Source organism: Kitasatospora sp. NPDC041917 (assembly GCF_055589745.1).
Genome location: NZ_JBVJBI010000051.1, coordinates 37,447 through 54,036, shown reverse-complemented (window position 1 = coordinate 54,036; position 16,590 = coordinate 37,447). Strand labels below are relative to the sequence as shown.

General features: G+C 72.8%; 14 protein-coding genes and 1 rRNA gene. 11 read left to right on the top strand and 4 right to left on the bottom strand.

Annotated elements, in window-relative coordinates; translation table 11 throughout:
* The 5 genes from rrf to ACZ6EM_RS35895 form a co-directional block, all read left to right on the top strand.
* Positions 1–83, top strand: a 5S ribosomal RNA gene (rrf, locus tag ACZ6EM_RS35915); the annotation flags it as partial.
* Positions 84–349: 266 nt separating this feature from the next.
* Positions 350–2,941: an ATP-binding protein gene (locus ACZ6EM_RS35910; protein WP_452180499.1), complete on the top strand. Its 2,592-nt coding sequence runs from the start codon at positions 350–352 to the stop codon at positions 2,939–2,941.
* Between the two features lie 119 nt (positions 2,942–3,060).
* Positions 3,061–3,741: a response regulator gene (locus tag ACZ6EM_RS35905; protein WP_049657530.1), complete on the top strand. Its 681-nt coding sequence runs from the start codon at positions 3,061–3,063 to the stop codon at positions 3,739–3,741.
* 65 nt (positions 3,742–3,806) lie between these two features.
* Positions 3,807–4,214: an OB-fold nucleic acid binding domain-containing protein gene (locus ACZ6EM_RS35900; RefSeq protein ID WP_359909898.1), complete on the top strand. Its 408-nt coding sequence runs from the start codon at positions 3,807–3,809 to the stop codon at positions 4,212–4,214.
* Between the two features lie 2 nt (positions 4,215–4,216).
* Positions 4,217–4,939 (top strand): DUF3159 domain-containing protein, encoded by a 723-nt coding sequence (locus ACZ6EM_RS35895; protein WP_359909901.1) that lies wholly within the window; start codon positions 4,217–4,219, stop codon positions 4,937–4,939.
* A gap of 93 nt (positions 4,940–5,032) precedes the next feature.
* Here the strand turns inward: ACZ6EM_RS35895 and ACZ6EM_RS35890 are convergent, their stop codons facing one another.
* Both ACZ6EM_RS35890 and ACZ6EM_RS35885 read right to left on the bottom strand, forming a co-directional pair.
* Positions 5,033–5,704: a potassium channel family protein gene (locus tag ACZ6EM_RS35890; RefSeq protein ID WP_359909904.1), complete on the bottom strand. Its 672-nt coding sequence runs from the start codon at positions 5,702–5,704 to the stop codon at positions 5,033–5,035.
* The gene (locus tag ACZ6EM_RS35885) at positions 5,704–6,372 is read right to left on the bottom strand and encodes a potassium channel family protein (RefSeq protein WP_359909907.1); all 669 of its coding nucleotides are present in this window, start codon (positions 6,370–6,372) and stop codon (positions 5,704–5,706) included. Before ACZ6EM_RS35885 ends, ACZ6EM_RS35890 begins: the two co-directional genes overlap by 1 nt.
* Before the next feature lie 248 nt (positions 6,373–6,620).
* On the opposite strand from ACZ6EM_RS35885, the gene ACZ6EM_RS35880 reads away from it, so the two are divergent.
* Both ACZ6EM_RS35880 and ACZ6EM_RS35875 read left to right on the top strand, forming a co-directional pair.
* Positions 6,621–8,696, top strand: a complete 2,076-nt coding sequence (locus tag ACZ6EM_RS35880; protein ID WP_380546579.1) for an APC family permease — start codon at positions 6,621–6,623, stop codon at positions 8,694–8,696.
* Between the two features lie 371 nt (positions 8,697–9,067).
* Positions 9,068–10,417: a class I SAM-dependent RNA methyltransferase gene (locus ACZ6EM_RS35875; RefSeq protein WP_387695368.1), complete on the top strand. Its 1,350-nt coding sequence runs from the start codon at positions 9,068–9,070 to the stop codon at positions 10,415–10,417.
* A gap of 86 nt (positions 10,418–10,503) precedes the next feature.
* Here ACZ6EM_RS35875 and ACZ6EM_RS35870 read toward each other — a convergent pair whose 3' ends face one another.
* Entirely contained in the window at positions 10,504–10,698 is a 195-nt protein-coding gene (locus ACZ6EM_RS35870) for a hypothetical protein (RefSeq protein ID WP_380456687.1), read from the bottom strand.
* A gap of 373 nt (positions 10,699–11,071) precedes the next feature.
* Between ACZ6EM_RS35870 and ACZ6EM_RS35865 the strand changes: the two genes are divergently transcribed.
* The 4 genes from ACZ6EM_RS35865 to ACZ6EM_RS35850 all read left to right on the top strand — a co-directional run bounded on the left by ACZ6EM_RS35865 (position 11,072) and on the right by ACZ6EM_RS35850 (position 15,647).
* Positions 11,072–12,022: a LysR family transcriptional regulator gene (locus ACZ6EM_RS35865; protein ID WP_465774233.1), complete on the top strand. Its 951-nt coding sequence runs from the start codon at positions 11,072–11,074 to the stop codon at positions 12,020–12,022.
* A 153-nt stretch (positions 12,023–12,175) separates the two neighbouring features.
* A complete protein-coding gene (locus ACZ6EM_RS35860; RefSeq protein ID WP_452180496.1) occupies positions 12,176–14,824 on the top strand; it encodes a collagenase in 2,649 nt (882 codons plus the stop codon).
* Between the two features lie 161 nt (positions 14,825–14,985).
* Positions 14,986–15,222, top strand: coding sequence for a toxin-antitoxin system HicB family antitoxin (locus tag ACZ6EM_RS35855; protein WP_049659744.1), 237 nt, complete (start codon positions 14,986–14,988; stop codon positions 15,220–15,222).
* On the top strand, positions 15,219–15,647 hold the full coding sequence (locus ACZ6EM_RS35850; protein WP_359909922.1) for a fic family toxin-antitoxin system, toxin component: 429 nt from the start codon (positions 15,219–15,221) through the stop codon (positions 15,645–15,647). Before ACZ6EM_RS35855 ends, ACZ6EM_RS35850 begins: the two co-directional genes overlap by 4 nt.
* 54 nt (positions 15,648–15,701) lie before the next feature.
* On the opposite strand, the gene ACZ6EM_RS35845 is transcribed toward ACZ6EM_RS35850, so the two are convergent.
* On the bottom strand, positions 15,702–16,583 hold the full coding sequence (locus ACZ6EM_RS35845) for a GNAT family N-acetyltransferase (RefSeq protein ID WP_401050787.1): 882 nt from the start codon (positions 16,581–16,583) through the stop codon (positions 15,702–15,704).
* Between the last annotated feature and the right edge of the window lie 7 nt (positions 16,584–16,590).

Below are 16,590 nucleotides of genomic sequence, written 5' to 3'. Positions count from 1 at the left end.
ACATTCCGAACCCGGAAGCTAAGCCTTACAGCGCCGATGGTACTGCAGGGGGGACCCTGTGGGAGAGTAGGACGCCGCCGAACAATTATTCAGAAAAGCCCCTGATCCACTCGGATCAGGGGCTTTTCGCATTTCCGGGCCGGACGGGCCCGACAGGCCGGCTCCGGTGCCTCCGAACCCTCCCGGACGACCCCCGCCGAGTGGCTGGTCCACCGTCAATATGCCGCTAAAACCGCCTGATCAGCGCACTGATCAGCGGAAAATCGCGTCGCACACCGTAGTCTCGAAGGCAAGGGGAACAGGTGTCCGGGGGTGTCCTCCGGGCCGGGTCGGATCAAGAATGGTGCTCATGGGACGAGGCAGGCTGCGCATCTACCTCGGGGCAGCCCCCGGGGTCGGCAAGACGTACGCCATGCTCGCCGAGGCGCACCGGCGCCAGGAGCGTGGCACGGACGTCGTGGTCGCGTTCGTGGAGGACCACGGCCGCCGACGGACCGCGGACATGGTCGCCGGGCTGGAGGTGGTGCTGCGCCAGCAGGTGGTGCACCGCGGCGCCCGCTTCTCCGAGATGGACCTGGACGCCGTCCTCGCCCGCCGCCCGCAGGTGGCCCTGGTGGACGAGCTGGCCCACACCAACGTCCCCGGCTGCCGCAACGAGAAGCGCTGGCAGGACGTCGAGGAACTGCTGGCGGCCGGGATCGACGTGATCTCCACCGTCAACGTCCAGCACCTGGAGTCGCTCGGCGACGCGGTCGAGGGCATCACCGGGGTGCGCCAGCGCGAGGCCGTGCCGGACGAGGTGGTCCGGCGGGCGGATCAGATCGAGCTGGTGGACATGTCCCCGCAGGCGCTGCGGCGGCGGCTGGCGCACGGCAACGTGTACGCGCCGGAGAAGATCGACGCCGCCCTCGCGAACTACTTCCGTCCGGGCAACCTGACCGCGCTGCGCGAGCTGGCGCTGCTGTGGACCGCGGACCGGGTGGACGAGTACCTCCAGAAGTACCGGGCCGAGCAGGGAATCGAGGGCACCTGGCAGGCCCGGGAGCGGATCGTGGTGGGCCTGACCGGCGGGCCCGAGGGGGCGACGCTGATCCGCCGGGCGGCCCGGATCGCCGCTCGGGTCTCCGGCGGTGAGCTGCTCGCCGTGCACATCTCCCGCTCGGACGGGCTGGTGGGCTCCGGCTCGCCGCAGACGCTGATCGAGCAGCGCGTGCTGGTGGAGAGCCTCGGCGGTTCCTTCCACGCGGTCCTCGGCGACGACCCGGCCGGCGGACTGCTGGACTTCGCCCGGGGCGTGAACGCCACCCAGATCGTGCTGGGCACCAGTCGGCGGCCCGCCTGGCAGTACCTGTACGGGCCGGGCGTCGGCACCACGGTGACCCGGGAGGCCGGGGACATCGACGTGCACATGGTCACCCACGAGCACGCCGGGCACGGGCGGCGCGGCAAGATACCGGTCCGCCGGATCACCGACCTGGGCCGTACCCGGACGGTCGCCGGCTGGCTGATCGGGCTGGTCGGCCCCCCGGTGCTGGCGATCGTGCTGACCGCGATCGGCGGGCTGGGGCTCTCCACCGACATGCTGCTGTTCCTGTCGCTGACGGTGTGCGCGGCGCTGGTCGGCGGGCTGCTGCCGGCCATCGGCTCGGCGCTGGTCGCCTCCTCGGTGCTGAACTACTACTTCACCCCGCCGCTGCACACCTTCACCATCAACGAGCCGCAGAACATCATGGCGGTGGCGATATTCACCATCGTCGGCATCTCGGTGGCGTCGGTGGTGGACCTCGCGGCCCGGCGCACCCAGCAGGCGGCCCGCAGCCAGACCGAGGCGCAGACGCTCAGCGCGCTGGCCGGCACGGTGCTGCGCGGCGCGCCCAATGGCGACGGGGTGCTCACCGCGCTGATGGAACAGGTGCGGGAGACCTTCGGGCAGGAGAGCGCCGCGCTGCTGGAGCGGCCCGATCCGCTCGCGCCCTGGGTGCCGGTGGCCTCCGCCGGCCCGCGCCCGCCGGGGCGGCCGGAGGAGGCCGACGTGGACGTCCCGGTCGGCGACAGCCTGGCGCTGGTGCTGCGCGGCCGGGTGCTGCCCGGGGCGGACCGGCGCCTGCTCGGGGCGTTCGCCGCGCAGGCCGCCGTGGTGCTGGAGCGCCGCCGGCTGGCCCGGGAGGCCGCCGATGCCCGCCGGGAGGCCGAGGGCAACCGGATCCGGACGGCTCTGCTGGCGGCGGTCTCGCACGACCTGCGCACCCCGCTGGCGGGCATCAAGGCCTCGGTGAGCTCGCTGCGTTCGGCCGACGTCGACTGGGACCCGGAGGACGAGGCCGAGCTGCTGGCCGGCATCGAGGCCGGGGCGGACCGGCTGGACCACCTGATCAACAACCTGCTCGACATGAGCCGCCTGCAGACCGGTACCGTCACCCCGCTGATCCAGGAGACCGACCTGGACGAGGTGGTGCCGTTCGCGCTCGGCGGGGTGCCGCTGGAGTCCGTCCGGCTGGAGGTGCCGGAGACGCTGCCGATGGTCCGGGCCGACGGCGGGTTGCTGGAGCGCTCGCTGGCCAACCTGGTGGAGAACGCCGTCAAGTACAGCCCGGACGGCGTCAAGGTGCTGGTCAAGGCCGACGAGCTGCGGCGGCCGGGGCGGCCGGCCCGGGTCGAGCTGCGGATCGTGGACCGCGGCCCGGGGGTGCCGGAAGAGGCGAAGGAGAAGATCTTCGCGCCGTTCCAGCGGTACGGGGACGCGCCGCGCGGTGCCGGGGTGGGCCTCGGACTCGCGGTGGCGCGCGGTTTCGTCGAGGCGATGGACGGTACCGTCACCGCCGAGGACACCCCGGGCGGCGGCCTCACCATGGTCGTCAGCCTGCCCGTGGTCGACCGGCCGCCCGAAACGGGGGAGCCGGGCGGCGAGGGTGGCGGTCCGCTCCCGGAGCTGATCACCTGAGAACCGGCGGCGCACCGGCCGGGCCGGGCGCCCCTCCCCGGGGCCGCGCGCCGCAGCGAAAGTCGTAGAGCCAGTCCCCAGTCCGTAAGTCAGACAGCCCCGAAAGGCGGAGCCCGCACATGACCCGGGTCCTCGTCGTGGACGACGAACCGCAGATCGTCCGCGCGCTGGTGATCAACCTCAAGGCCCGCAAGTACGAGGTGGACGCGGCCCATGACGGCGCGAGCGCCCTGGAGCTGGCCGCGGCCCGCCATCCGGACGTGGTCGTCCTCGACCTGGGCCTGCCCGACATGGACGGGGTCGAGGTGATCCGCGGCCTGCGCGGCTGGACCCGGGTGCCGATCATCGTGCTGTCGGCCCGGCACGCCTCGGACGAGAAGGTCGAGGCCCTGGACGCCGGCGCCGACGACTACGTCACCAAGCCGTTCGGCATGGACGAGCTGCTCGCCCGGATGCGGGCCGCCGTGCGGCGGGCCGAGCCGGTGGCCGGGGAGGCCGACTCGCTGGTCGTCACCGAGTCCTTCACCGTCGACCTCGCGGCCAAGAAGGTCAACCGGGACGGCGCCGACGTCCGCCTCACCCCGACCGAGTGGCACCTGCTGGAGGTACTGGTCCGCAACGCCGGGCGGCTGGTCAGCCAGACCCAGCTGCTGCAGGAGGTGTGGGGCCCGGCGTACCGCACCGAGACCAACTACCTGCGGGTCTACCTCGCCCAGCTGCGCCGCAAGCTGGAGCGCGACCCCTCGCACCCGCGCCACTTCATCACCGAGCCGGGCATGGGATACCGGTTCGAGAGCTGACCCCGGCCGCCCCCGGCGGTCGAGCGACCTGCCGCCGGGGGGCCGGAACCCGGTACCCTTCCGACATGAGTGGTGACAACAGCAGCGGCCAGCCGCAGGGGCGGTTCCGCCGCATGCTCAGCCGGCTGACCTCCTCGGCCGAGGAGCTGGACGCCGAGGAGCTGCGTCAGGAGATCGCCGCGGAGTCCGGCTGCACGCCGATCGCCGGCTGCGGGGACCGTGATCTGGTCACCGTCGCGGGCACGCTGCGCACGGTGACGCTGCGCCCCCGGGCGGGTGTGCCCGCCCTGGAGGCCGAACTCTTCGACGGTACCGAGGCGCTGGACGTGGTCTGGCTCGGCCGCCGTTCGATCGCAGGGATAGAGCCCGGCCGCCGGCTGGTCGCCAGCGGCCGCATCGGTCACGCACGCGGGCGCCGCGTGCTGTTCAACCCCCGCTATGAGCTGCGTCCGGTCGGACACGGGAGCGAATGAGCGTGAGCAACCAGCCCGGCGGCGAGGCCGCCGCCCAGCTCGACCTGGCCGTCGACCCCGCGGACGCGGAGGCCGCCCGCAGGGCCGCCTCCAAGGAGGCCGCCGACACCGTGCTCCAGGCCTTCGGCGGCGTGCGCGGCATGATCGACATGACGCTGCCAGGCCTGGTCTTCATCGTCACCTACAACCTGACCCACCAGGTCAGCACCTCGGCCTGGGCCGCGCTGGGCCTGAGCGCCCTGTTCGTGGTGGCCCGGCTGGCGAAGCGGCAGACCATCCAGCACGCCTTCAGCGGGGTGTTCGGTGTCGCCCTCGGCGCCTGGATCTCGATGAAGAGCGGCAAGGCCGAGGACTTCTACCTGCCCGGCCTGCTCTGGAACGTCGGCTACTGCATCGCCCTGGCGGCCTCCGCGCTGGCGCGCTGGCCGATGATCGGGGTGATGCTCGGCCCGATCACCGGCGAGATGTTCACCTGGCGCAAGGAGAACCCGGGCCGCCTGGCCGCCTACACCAAGGCGACCTGGGCCTGGGTGCTGATCATGGGCCTGAAGCCGGTGATCCTCTTCCCGCTGTACTTCACCCACAACGTCAACCTGCTGGGCTGGCTGAAGGTCGCCCTCGGCATCCCGCCGATGCTGCTGGCGATGTACGTGACCTGGCAGATCCTGCTGAAGGCGCCGCCGCCGATCAAGGCGCAGCTGGACGAGGAGGAGCCGGCGAAGTAGCCGCCTCCCGGCCGGCCGGGAGGCCGGTCCGAACGACGGCGAAGGGCCCGCACCCCGACGAGGGGTGCGGGCCCTTCCGCTGTGCCCGCGGGGCTACTGGGCGCCCGAGGTCGCCGAGAGGAGCTGCTCCAGCTCCTCCTCGCGCTCCTGCGCGGCGACGAAGAGCAGCTCGTCGCCGCCCTCCAGGGTGTCGTCCTTGCCCGGCACCAGCACCCGGCCCTCGCGGATGATGGTCACCAGCGCGGTGTCCTGCGGCCAGGCCACGTCGCCGACCCGGATGCCGACGAGCTCGGTGTCGGAGGCCAGGGTCAGTTCGACCAGGTTGGCGTTGCCCTGGCTGAAGCGCATCAGGCGGACCAGGTCGCCGACGCTGACCGCCTCCTCGACCAGCGCGGACATCAGCCGCGGGGTGGAGACGGCGACGTCCACGCCCCAGGACTCGTTGAAGAGCCACTCGTTCTTGGGGTTGTTCACGCGGGCGACCACCCGCGGCACCGCGTACTCGGTCTTGGCGAGCAGCGAGACGACCAGGTTGACCTTGTCGTCACCGGTCGCGGCGATCACCACGTGGCAGCGCTGGAGCGCGGCCTCGTCCAGCGAGGTGATCTCGCAGGCGTCGGCCAGCAGCCACTCCGCCATCGGAACCCGCTCCACCGAGATGGAGTTGGGGTTCTTGTCTATCAGCAGGACCTCGTGGCCGTTCTCCAGCAGCTCGCCCGCGATCGAGCGGCCCACGGCACCGGCCCCGGCAATGGCGACCCGCATCAGTGACCCTCCTCCTTCGGTCCCTGCGCGAACGCGGCCTCGACGGCCGTCAGGTCGGCCCGGCGCAGCATCACGTGCACCAGGTCGCCCTCCTGCACCACCATCTGCGGCGAGGGGAGCATTCCCTCGCCGAGCCGGGTGACGAACGCCACCCGGGTGCCGGAGGCCTCCTCCAGCCTGCTGATCCGGTGGCCGATCCAGCGCGGGTCGTACGCGACCTCGGCGAGCTGCACGCCACCGCTCGGGTCCTGCCACAGCGGCTCGGCGCCGCTCGGCAGCAGTCGGCGCAGCATCTGGTCGGCGGTCCAGCGGACCGTCGCGACGGTGGGGATGCCCAGGCGCTGGTACACCTCGGCGCGGCGGGGGTCGTAGATCCGGGCGGCGACGTTCTCGACGCCGAAGTTCTCCCGGGCCACCCGTGCGGCGATGATGTTGGAGTTGTCGCCGCTGGAGACCGCGGCGAAGGCGCCGGCCTCCTCGATGCCCGCCTCGCGCAGGGTGTCCTGGTCGAAGCCGACGCCGGTGACCCGGCGGCCGTTGAACCCGGCGCCCAGCCGGCGGAACGCGGTCGGGTCCTGGTCGACCACGGCCACCGAGTGGCCCTGTTTCTCCAGGGCTCTGGCGAGGGCGGAGCCCACGCGGCCGCAGCCCATGATCACGATGTGCACCGGCGCTTACCTCACCCGTCCCGAAGGGGCCTTGACCTGCGCAAACACCGTTCAGCTCCGTTTCCCGCCCGGTCGTCCGGGACGAGGTTCCTCGTGGGGGCGCCGACCCGGCAACGCTCGACAACCAGAGTGTTGCCCGCCGACTCGTATCCGACACGCTAGCCGGTCCACCGAACGCAGTCGCGACGAAGGGGGGGACAAACGGCGGAGCCTTGACCGGGGAGCCCCTACGATTCCTTAACGTGCCTATGCCGACTGACCTTCCGAAACGCATCCTGATCGGGCGCGCCCTACGCAGCGACAAGCTGGGCGAGACGCTTCTGCCCAAGCGGCTCGCGCTGCCCGTGTTCGCCTCGGACGCGCTCTCCTCGGTCGCGTACGCCCCCGAGGAGATCCTGCTCACCCTCTCCATCGCGGGCGCCTCGGCGATCCATTTCTCCTGGCAGATCGGCGTCGTCGTGGCGATCGTGATGCTCGCCGTGGTCGCCTCGTACCGGCAGAACGTGCACGCCTACCCCAGTGGTGGCGGTGACTACGAGGTCGCGACCGTCAACCACGGTCCGGCCGCCGGTCTGGTGGTCGCCAGCGCCCTGATGGTCGACTACGTGCTCACCGTGGCCGTGTCGACCACCTCGGGCGTCGCCAACGTCGTCTCCGCGGTGCCCGCGCTGCGCGGCCACGAACCGGTCCTGTCGGTGATCGTGGTCGTGCTGCTGATGGGCATGAACCTGCGAGGCGTGCGCGAGTCCGGGAGCGCCTTCGCCGTTCCCACCTACGCCTTCATGGTCGGCGTGATCGGGATGGTCGGCTACGGGGTGTTCCGGCACTTCGTGCTCGGCCAGGACATGCCCGCCGAGAGCGCCGGGTTCCACCTCGCCGCCACTCCCGGCAACGACTCGCTGGCCGGCTTCGCGATGGTGTTCCTGCTGCTGAAGGCGTTCTCCTCGGGCTGTGCCGCGCTCACCGGTGTCGAGGCGATCTCCAACGGCGTGCCGGCCTTCCGCAAGCCCAAGAGCAAGAACGCGGCCACCACGCTGCTGATGATGGCGAGCATCGCCGTCGTGATGTTCATGGGCATCATCTGGCTGGCCCGGCTGACCGGTGTCCAGATGGCCGAGAACCCGGCCGAACAGCTCGTCGGCACCTCGCCGGACTACCACCAGAAGACCGCGCTGGCGCAGATCAGCGAGGCCGTGTTCAACAACTTCACGCCCGGCTTCTACTTCGTCGCGGCCGTCACCGGGCTGATCCTGGTGCTCGCCGCCAACACCGCCTTCAACGGCTTCCCGGTGCTCGGCTCGATCCTCGCCCAGGACCGCTACCTGCCGCGCCAGCTGCACACCCGCGGCGACCGGCTGGCCTTCTCCAACGGCATCATCCTGCTGGCGATCGCCGCGATCCTGCTGATCCTCGCCTTCGACGCCGACCCGACCCGGCTGATCCAGCTCTACATCGTCGGCGTCTTCGTCGCCTTCAACATGAGCCAGTCCGGCATGATCCGGCACTGGACCCGGCTGCTGCGCACCGAGACCGACCCGGCCAAGCGCCGCCACATGCAGCGCAGCCGGGCGATCAACGCCTTCGGCCTGGTGATGACCATGGCCGTGCTGATCGTCGTCCTGGTCACCAAGATCAGCCACGCCTGGATCGCGATCGCCGCGATGGCCGTGCTGTTCGTGATGATGAAGGGCATCCGGCGGCACTACGACCGGGTCTCCGACGAGCTCATCGCCGCCGAGGAGCCGGACGACGTGGTGCTGCCCACCCGGGTGCACGCCATCGTGCTGGTCTCCAAGCTGCACAAGCCGGCGCTGCGCGCCCTGGCGTACGCCAGGCTGGCCCGGGCCCACACGCTGGAGGCCGTCACGGTCAACGTCGACCCGGCGGACACCGCGGCGCTGCGGCGGGAGTGGGACGAGCGCGGCATCGAGGTGCCGCTCAAGGTGCTGGACTCGCCGTACCGCGAGATCACCGGGCCGGTCCTGGACTACGTGAAGAACCTGCGGCGCAGCAGCCCGCGGGACGTGGTCTCGGTCTACATCCCGGAGTACGTGGTCGGCCACTGGTACGAGCACCTGCTGCACAACCAGAGCGCGCTGCGGCTCAAGGGGCGGCTGCTGTTCAAGCCCGGTGTGATGGTCACTTCGGTACCGTGGCAGCTGGAGTCCTCGGAGCGGCGCAAGCCGCAGAAGGCCTGGTCGGCGCCGGGTGCCGTCCGGCGTGGCGAGCCACGCGCGCCGAAGGCCGTAAAGTCGAAGGATTCCGTCTCCACCGGTTCGAACGCCGGGGACACCTCCGACCGCAGCAAGGACTCCTCCCAGTGACCCGCAACACTCCGCCCCGTTCCTCGGGCTCCTCCGGCAAGGGCGCCCGCCGGGGCGGCTCCCAGCCCGGGCAGGTCTCCCGGCCGCGCTGGGGCCGGCCGGCCCGTCCGGAGGCCACCGACCGCGACGGCCTCACCGCGCGCACCGCGCCGATCGTCCCGGGCGAGCGGGAGGACCGGGAGCCCGCCGGGCCGGCCGCCGGCAAGGGCGCCGCGGGCAAGACGTCCGCAGGCAAGGCGTCCGCCGGCAAGGCCTCCGGCAAGAGCGCGCCGAAGGGCGCCGGCAAGGGTGCCGCCCAGGACGCGCCGAAGGGCGCTGCCGGGGCCGGCCGGAAGGCGCCGCGCAAGCAGGCGGTGCGGCCGCCCAAGGCGCTGCGCGCCGGTGCCGCGCGGCCGTCGCGGCCCGAGACGCCGTCCGGGGAGCCGCTGGCCGGGCAGCGCTACGAGGTCGAGGTCGGCCCGGTCGCGCACGGCGGCGGGCACTGCGTGGCCCGGCACGAGGGCCGGGTGCTGTTCGTGCGGCACGCGCTGCCCGGTGAGAAGGTCGTCGCACTGGTGACCGACGGGACCACCACCTCGCGGTTCCTGCGGGCCGACGCGGTGGAGGTGCTGGAGCCGTCCAAGGACCGGATCGAGGCGCCCTGCCCGTTCGCCGGTCCGGGCAAGTGCGGCGGCTGCGACTGGCAGCACGTCACCCCGGGCGGGCAGCGCAAGCTCAAGGCGGCGGTGCTGACCGAGCAGCTGGCCAAGCTCGCCGGGCTCACCCCGGCCGAGGCGGGCTGGGACGGCAGCGTCGAGCCGGTCGGCGGCAAGCTTCCGGCCGGGCAGGTGCCGGCCTGGCGCACCCGGGTGCAGTACGCGGTCGACGCCGGGACCGGGAAGGTCGGCCTGCGCAAGCACCGCTCGCACGAGGTGCAGCCGGTGGACCGCTGCCTGATCGCCGCCGAGGGCGTCACCGAGCTGGGCATCGAGGCCCGCGACTGGCCGGGGGTGGCGAGCGTCGAGGTGATCGCCGCGACCGGCTCCTCGGACCGCCAGGTGGTGCTCACCCCGCGGCCGGGCGCCCAGCTGCCGCTGGTCGAGCTGGACAAGCCGGTGTCGATCGCCCGGGTGGACGAGCAGGGCGACGTGCACAAGGTGCACGGGCGCGGCTTCGTGCGCGAGCGGGCCGCCGGGCGGACCTGGCGGATCAGCAACGGCGGCTTCTGGCAGATCCACCCGGAGGCGCCGGACACCCTGGTCGACGCCGTGCTGGACGGGCTGGACCCGCAGTGGGGCGAGAACGCGCTCGACCTGTACTGCGGCGTCGGCCTGTTCGCGGGCGCGCTGGCCGACCGGGTCGGCGAGGACGGTGCGGTGCTCGGCATCGAGTCCGCCAAGCAGGCCGTGGTCGACGCCCGGCACAACCTGGCCGCGCTGGACAACGTGCAGATCGAGTGCGACCGGGTCGAGACGCTGCTGCCGCGCACCGGCATCACCGCCACCGACCTGGTCGTGCTGGACCCGCCGCGCTCGGGCGCCGGCCGCGAGACCGTCGCCCACCTGGTCGGCCTGGAGGCGCGCCGGATCGCGTACGTGGCCTGCGACCCGGCGGCGCTCGCGCGGGACCTGAAGTTCTTCCGCGAGGGCGGCTACCGGCCGGTGTCGCTGCGGGCCTTCGACCTGTTCCCGATGACCCACCACTTCGAGTGCGTGGCGATCCTGGAGCCGGTCGGGCAGTGATCCCGGGCTGATCCCGGGCGTCGGGAGTCACGGCAGGAGGCGGTCACCCGTTCGGGGTGGCCGCCTCCTGCCGCGTCCGGGGCCGGCTACTCGTTGTGCTCCTCCTCGTCGACGCTGTGCGGCAGGTCGATGCCGTGCTGGGCGGCGAGCCGCAGGAGCGCGGCGACCCGGCCCTCGTACGCCTGGACGCCGTCGGCGTCCTCCTCGGCCCGGGCCGCCGCGAGGTCCCGACGGGCCTGGGCGAGCTGCTCGCGCAGCTCCTGGTCGAACATGGCTGTCATCGGTAGGCCTCCGCACCGGTCGGCGCCCGCTCGGGGGAACGCAGGGGGGCCTTCAGCCTCCCGGACGGCGGGTCGGTCTTCAAGTCCCGCCCCTCCCGGCGGGGCGGGGTGGGGCGGAGCGGGCGCGGGCGGCCCGGACCGGGCGGAAGGTCAGGTGCCGGCAATGCGCTGGTAAAAGATGGTGCGCGCAAGGCCGTCGGGCCCCGGGAGAGGGCTTGACGAGGTCATTCCCCGGGGCGAAGGTGAGCCGCTGACATGTGATGTGTGCCGTTGTACCGGCCTGCCGTTGCGCCGGTGCGCCGTCGCACCGCCCGTGACGGCAGCCGCCCCACGCCGTCGGCCGGGGCCGGCCGGGTGCGCGAGGGGGAGCGTCATGGAGCTGGAGCTGCGGCACCTTCGCGTGCTGTGCGCGATCGCCGACACCGGGAGCGTCGGCCGGGCCGCCGTCCTGCTCGGCGCCTCGCAGCCGGCGACCAGCACCCAGCTGCGCCGGATCGAGCGCCACCTGGGCGCCCCGCTGTTCGAACGCACCACCGTCGGCGTCGCGCCGACCGGCTTCGGGGCGGAGGTGGTGGCCGCGGCCCGGGAGCTGCTCACCCGCGCCGACGGCCTGGGCCGCCGCCCGGAGGCCCCGGCCGGGCCCGTCCCGCGCGAGCTGCGGCTGGCGGCGACCAACTCGCCGCTGCTGCCCGGACTGGTCACCAGGGCGCGGCACCAACGGCCCGGACAGCGCCTCACCCTGACGTCGGTCCACCGCTCCTCCGACATCGTCGAGCTGCTGGAGCGGGACGAGGCCGACGCCGCGGTGGCCGTGGACTACCCGGGCCGGGAACTGCGCCACGCGCCGTCCGTCGCGCACCGCGGCATCGTCACCGAGCCCGTCTTCGTCGCGCTGCCGGCCGGCCACCGGCTGCGGCACCGCACCGAGGTGGCGCTGGCGGAACTGGCGGAGGAGGAGTGGTTCCTGACCCCCGACGACGGGGCCGGCTGGCACGGCGTGTTCCACGGGGCCTGCGCCGCGGCGGGGTTCGCCCCGGCGACCGTCCACGAGTTCCTCGGCGGCCGGCTGGAGCTCCAGGAGATGATCGCCGCCGGGCTCGGCATCTCCGTCGTCCAGGCCACCACCCGGCCGCTCGCCGAGGTGGTCGTCAAACCGCTCGCGGGGACGCCGATCTGGGTCCGGCAACTGCTGGTCTGGAGGCCGGCCGGGGTGGGCGGGGAGGTGGTGGAGACGCTGCTCGGGGCGGCCGCCGCGGCGTACCGGGACCTGATCGCGGCGGCGCCGAGCTTCCAGGCGTGGGCCGCACGGACGTACCGGCCTTAGCGGCCGCGGCGGGCGGTGTTATGGCTGGACAGGGATATGTCATATGACCTGTGACATTGTTCCGACTCTCCGCCGCTGGCAGGATCATGACGCGTTCCCCCAACGCCTCGGCAGTCCTCCCAGCGCCTCCCCCCACAGGAGAAGGACCCACCAGTGCGCCCACGGATACCACTCCCCACCCTGCTGGCCGGCCTCGTCGCCGGCTGCTGTGCCGCCGCCACGCTGCTGCCCGCCACGGCCGCCTTCGCCGCCCCGGCTGCTTCCGCCGCCGCGGCCGCCTCCGGGTCGAGCGCCCGGCCCGCGGCCGGCGCCCCGGCGGCCGACCCGGGCTCCGCCCTGCCGAAGCCGCTCGGCGCCTTCCTCACGGTCGACCCGGCCGAGCAGTCCCGTGCGGCCGAGGAACCCGCCCCCGTCGCCAAGCCGCTGCCCCCGGCGCTGCTCGGGCAGCTCGTGATGGGCCAGCCGGCCGGCACCGCCGTGCAGACCACGCAGCGCCCGGCCGGGCCGAAGACGTCCCCGGTCAAGCAGCCCCTCGCCGCCCGCGGTGCCGCCGCCGCGGCCGCCACCGCGCAGAGCTGCACCCCGGCCGACTTCGGCAGCCGCAGCGGGGCCGACCTGGTCTCCTTCCTGGAGGCCTCGACCCCGGACTGCGTCAACACGCTGTTCAACGTCACCGGCACGGACGCGGGCGCCGTCTTCAAGGAAGCGAAGATGCTCACCGTCGCCAACGCCTTCCAGAACGCGGCGGGCGGCTACACCGGCGACAACTCGACCGGCATCCTGCAACTCGTGCTCTTCCAGCGGGCCGGCTGGTACGTGCAGTCGAACAACGCGGGGGCGGTCGGTCCGTACGACGCGGCCCTGACCGGTGCCTCCAAGGCCGCCCTGGACGCGTTCTTCGCCGCGCCGCACCGCACCGACGTGAGCGACGGCAACGGCACCGTGCTCAACGAGGTCCTGGTGCTCACCGACAGCGCCAACCTCCAGGGCAGCTACCTGGGCGTCTACAAGCAGGTGCTGACGTCGTACGACAACGCGTACAACGCCTTCCCGAAGATGCTCAAGGCGGTCAACGCGGTGCTCTCCGCTCCGCTGTGGCGGGGCAACTGGAACCCCGACTTCGTCAGCGCGGTCGGCGCGGACCCGAGCATCGGCGCCACCCTGGGCGACTTCGCCCTGAACCACAAGGACCTGCTCGGCACCGCCAACGCCTACCTGGACGTCAACGCGGGCAACGACCTCGGCCGGATGGCCGGCGACGGCCCGGCGGTCGAGGCCGCGGTCAAGGGCAAGGTCAAGGCCGTCCTCGACGGCGCCCGGATCACCGGCGCCACCGGCCCGCTGTACGTCCACACCGCGTACCAGGCCAACAGCTTCGACCCCGGCCAGTGCTCGTACTACGGCACCTGCGACCTGCCGGCCAAGCTGACCGCCGCGGTGCTGCCGAACCAGCTGGTCTGCGACAACCGCACCATCCTGACCGAGGCGCTCCCGCCCGCCGACCTGTCCGCGGTCTGCGCCAGCCTGCGCGGCGAGGACACCTTCTTCCACAAGCTGGTGAAGGACAACGGGCCGATCCCCGGCCAGTACGACAAGGAGCTGACCCTCGCGGTCTTCGCCAACCAGGCCGACTACCTGACCTACTCCTGGGCGATCTTCAACAACTCCACCGACAACGGCGGACAGACCGTCATGGACCCGACCGACCCGAACAACCGGGCCGTGTGCGTGATGTACCAGAAGTCCTGGAACGACGGCTTCACCGCCAACGTGTGGAACCTCAACCACGAGTACACCCACTACCTGGACAACATCTACGACCTCAAGGGCAACTTCTCCACCGAGATCTCCGTCCCGGACATCTGGTGGATCGAGGGCGTCGCCGAGTACGAGTCCTACGCCTACCGCGGCACCACCGACACCCAGGCGATGGCCGAGGCCGCCAGGCACACGTACAAGCTGAGCACGATCTTCCAGAACACGTACGGCAATTCGGACACCGTGCGCACCTACCCGTGGGGCTACCTGGCGGTCCGGTACATGTTCGAGAAGCACCCGGCCGACATCGACTCCGTGCTCGCGCACTTCCGCACCGGCGACTACCAGGGCGGCTACGCGGTCTACAACGGCATCGGCACCGGCTACGACGCCGACTTCGACGCCTGGCTCGACGCCTGCGCCGGTGGCGCCTGCTACGCGGCCGGCCCGACCGCGCTGTTCGGCCAGACCGTGAACGGCCCGACCGTCACCCTGACCGACAAGTCCGTCCAGACCGGCCCCGGCCGGATCACCGCCTGGCACTGGACCTTCGGCGACGGCGGCTCGTCCGACCAGCAGAACCCGAGCCACACCTACGCGGCCGCCGGCACCTACACCGTCGCGCTGACCGTCACCGACGACACCGGCAGGACCGCCAGCACCCCGACCTCCGTCACCGTGACCACCGGCGGAGGCGGCGGCCCCACCACCCCGCCGGCCTGCACCGACCCCCGCGCCGACGCGCTCGGCAAGAACTGCTCGCGGGCCGATCTGGCGGCGACCGCCGGCAACCTGGACTACCTGTACGTCTACCTGCCGGCCGGCACCAGCACCCTGAGGATCACCACCTCCGGGGGCACCGGCACCGCCTCCCTGTACTACAACGAGAGCACCTGGGCCTCGCCGAGCGCGTACACCGCCTCGTCCACCAACCCGGGCACCACCCAGAGCATCACGGTGACCAACCCGACGGCGGGCTACCGCTACGTGAGCCTCTACGCGAACACCGACTTCAGCGGGGTGACCGTCAGCACCCAGTTCTGATCCGCCTCCCTTCCGGCGCGGGCCGGGTCCGTGGCAGCCGCCGCGGGCCCGGCCGTTCGGCGTCCCGGTGACGGCGAGGTTGCGCGGGGGCGTGCGGCAGGTGTGCGGGCGGTGTGCACGCGCCCTTGTTGTGCTAGCACTTGAGCGCTAGCTTGAACGGCATGGGTAAGAAGCAGCTGAACGTGCGGGTCGACGCCACGACCGCCGAGATGGCCCGGGAACGGGCGGAGCAGCAGGGGATCTCCATGAACCAGTACATCGAGCGCCTGGTCCAACAGGACATGGGCGAGTCCGGGCGGGCCTTCGTGGACGCGGCCGCGCAGTTCATGAAGGAGTACGAGTCGGCCTTCCTCGCCGAGTTCGGGGAGCCCGGCGACCTCCAGGACGTGCGCCGTTGAAGCTGGAGGTCGACCTCTCGTGGCTGCTCATGACCGCCGAGCAGTACACCCCCGGTGACCCGCAGGTCACCGACTACGGCTCGCTGCTCGCGGCCGTCACCCGCCACCAGGCCGAGATATTCGACATCGCGGTCTACCCCGAACCACAGGACCGCGCCGCCGCGCTGATGCACCAGCTGATCCGGGTGCCCGCCCTGGAGAAGACCAACGAACTCTTCGCGACCGCCGTCGCCTACGCCTACCTGGTCGCCAGCGGCTGCACCATTGCCACCACCGCCCGCGAGGTGCGCAGCCTCTCCCGGGCCATCCGCGAGGGGCGGCTCGGGGTGTCGGGCGTCGCCGAGCGGCTGGCGGCCTGGATGGTGGACGAGGCGGAAGGGGAGGAGGTCACCGGGGCGGACGAGGAGGACGAGGACGACGACTGATCGGCGCCGTCCTCGGCCGGCCCCGGGGCGCCGGGCGGCGGGGCCGCAGGGCTGCTACTGGGCGGTGGGCTGCTGCCGGGCGGGCTCCTGCTGGGCGGAGGGTTCCGCGATCAGGGCCGTCGCGAAGGTGCGGAAGCCGGCCCGGCGGTAGATCCGGGCGACGTCCTCGTCGGCGGCGGACAGGAACACCGTCCGAACCCCGTTCGCCCGGGCGTGCGCGACCAGCGCCGCGGTGACCGCCAGGCCCAGTCCGCGGCGGCGCGCGGACGGGAGCGTGCCCACCCCGGCCACCTCGGTGACCGGGCCCACCGGGTTGTGCTGGCCGGCGCACAGGGCCGTGCCGTCCTCCAGGGCCGCGGCCAGCACGGTGGTGCCGGCGGCGATCCGCCGGGCGACCTGCTCCGCCGTGCCGTCGGCCGTCAGCCGCGCCGCGGCCGTGGCCAGCTCGGCCGCACCGGTCGGGCCGACCGCCGTGCCCGGATCGCCGAAGGCCAGGTGCGGGACGGCGAGCGCGGCCGCCAGTTCCGGCGCGTCCGGCGCCAGCACCCGGACCTCCACCGGCTCCGGCAGCTCGGGCGCCGGGGCCGCTTCGTCCTGCGGGCCCAGTACCAGCAGCGGGTGCTCGTGCACCGTCAGGCCCGCCGCCTCGACCGCCGCGCGAAGCTCCGGGGTCTGCTCGGCCACCCACTCGAAGGCCTCCGGGACGCCCAGCTCCCGCTGCCGCTCCAGCACCCGGCGGACGTCCTCGGCGGTGGCGGCCGAGCCGCGGTGGCCGAGGGTCGGGCGGGCGTAGTACGGCCAGCCGCCCCCGTCCCGGACGAACAGGGTCAGCGGTCCGAAGTCCTCGGTGCGGGCGGCGCTGCGCGGCACGGCGTCGTAGTAGCGCTCGATCTCGTCGAGCAGGGGGCGGTCGGGAACATGATCAACAGGGGTCACGGCGTGC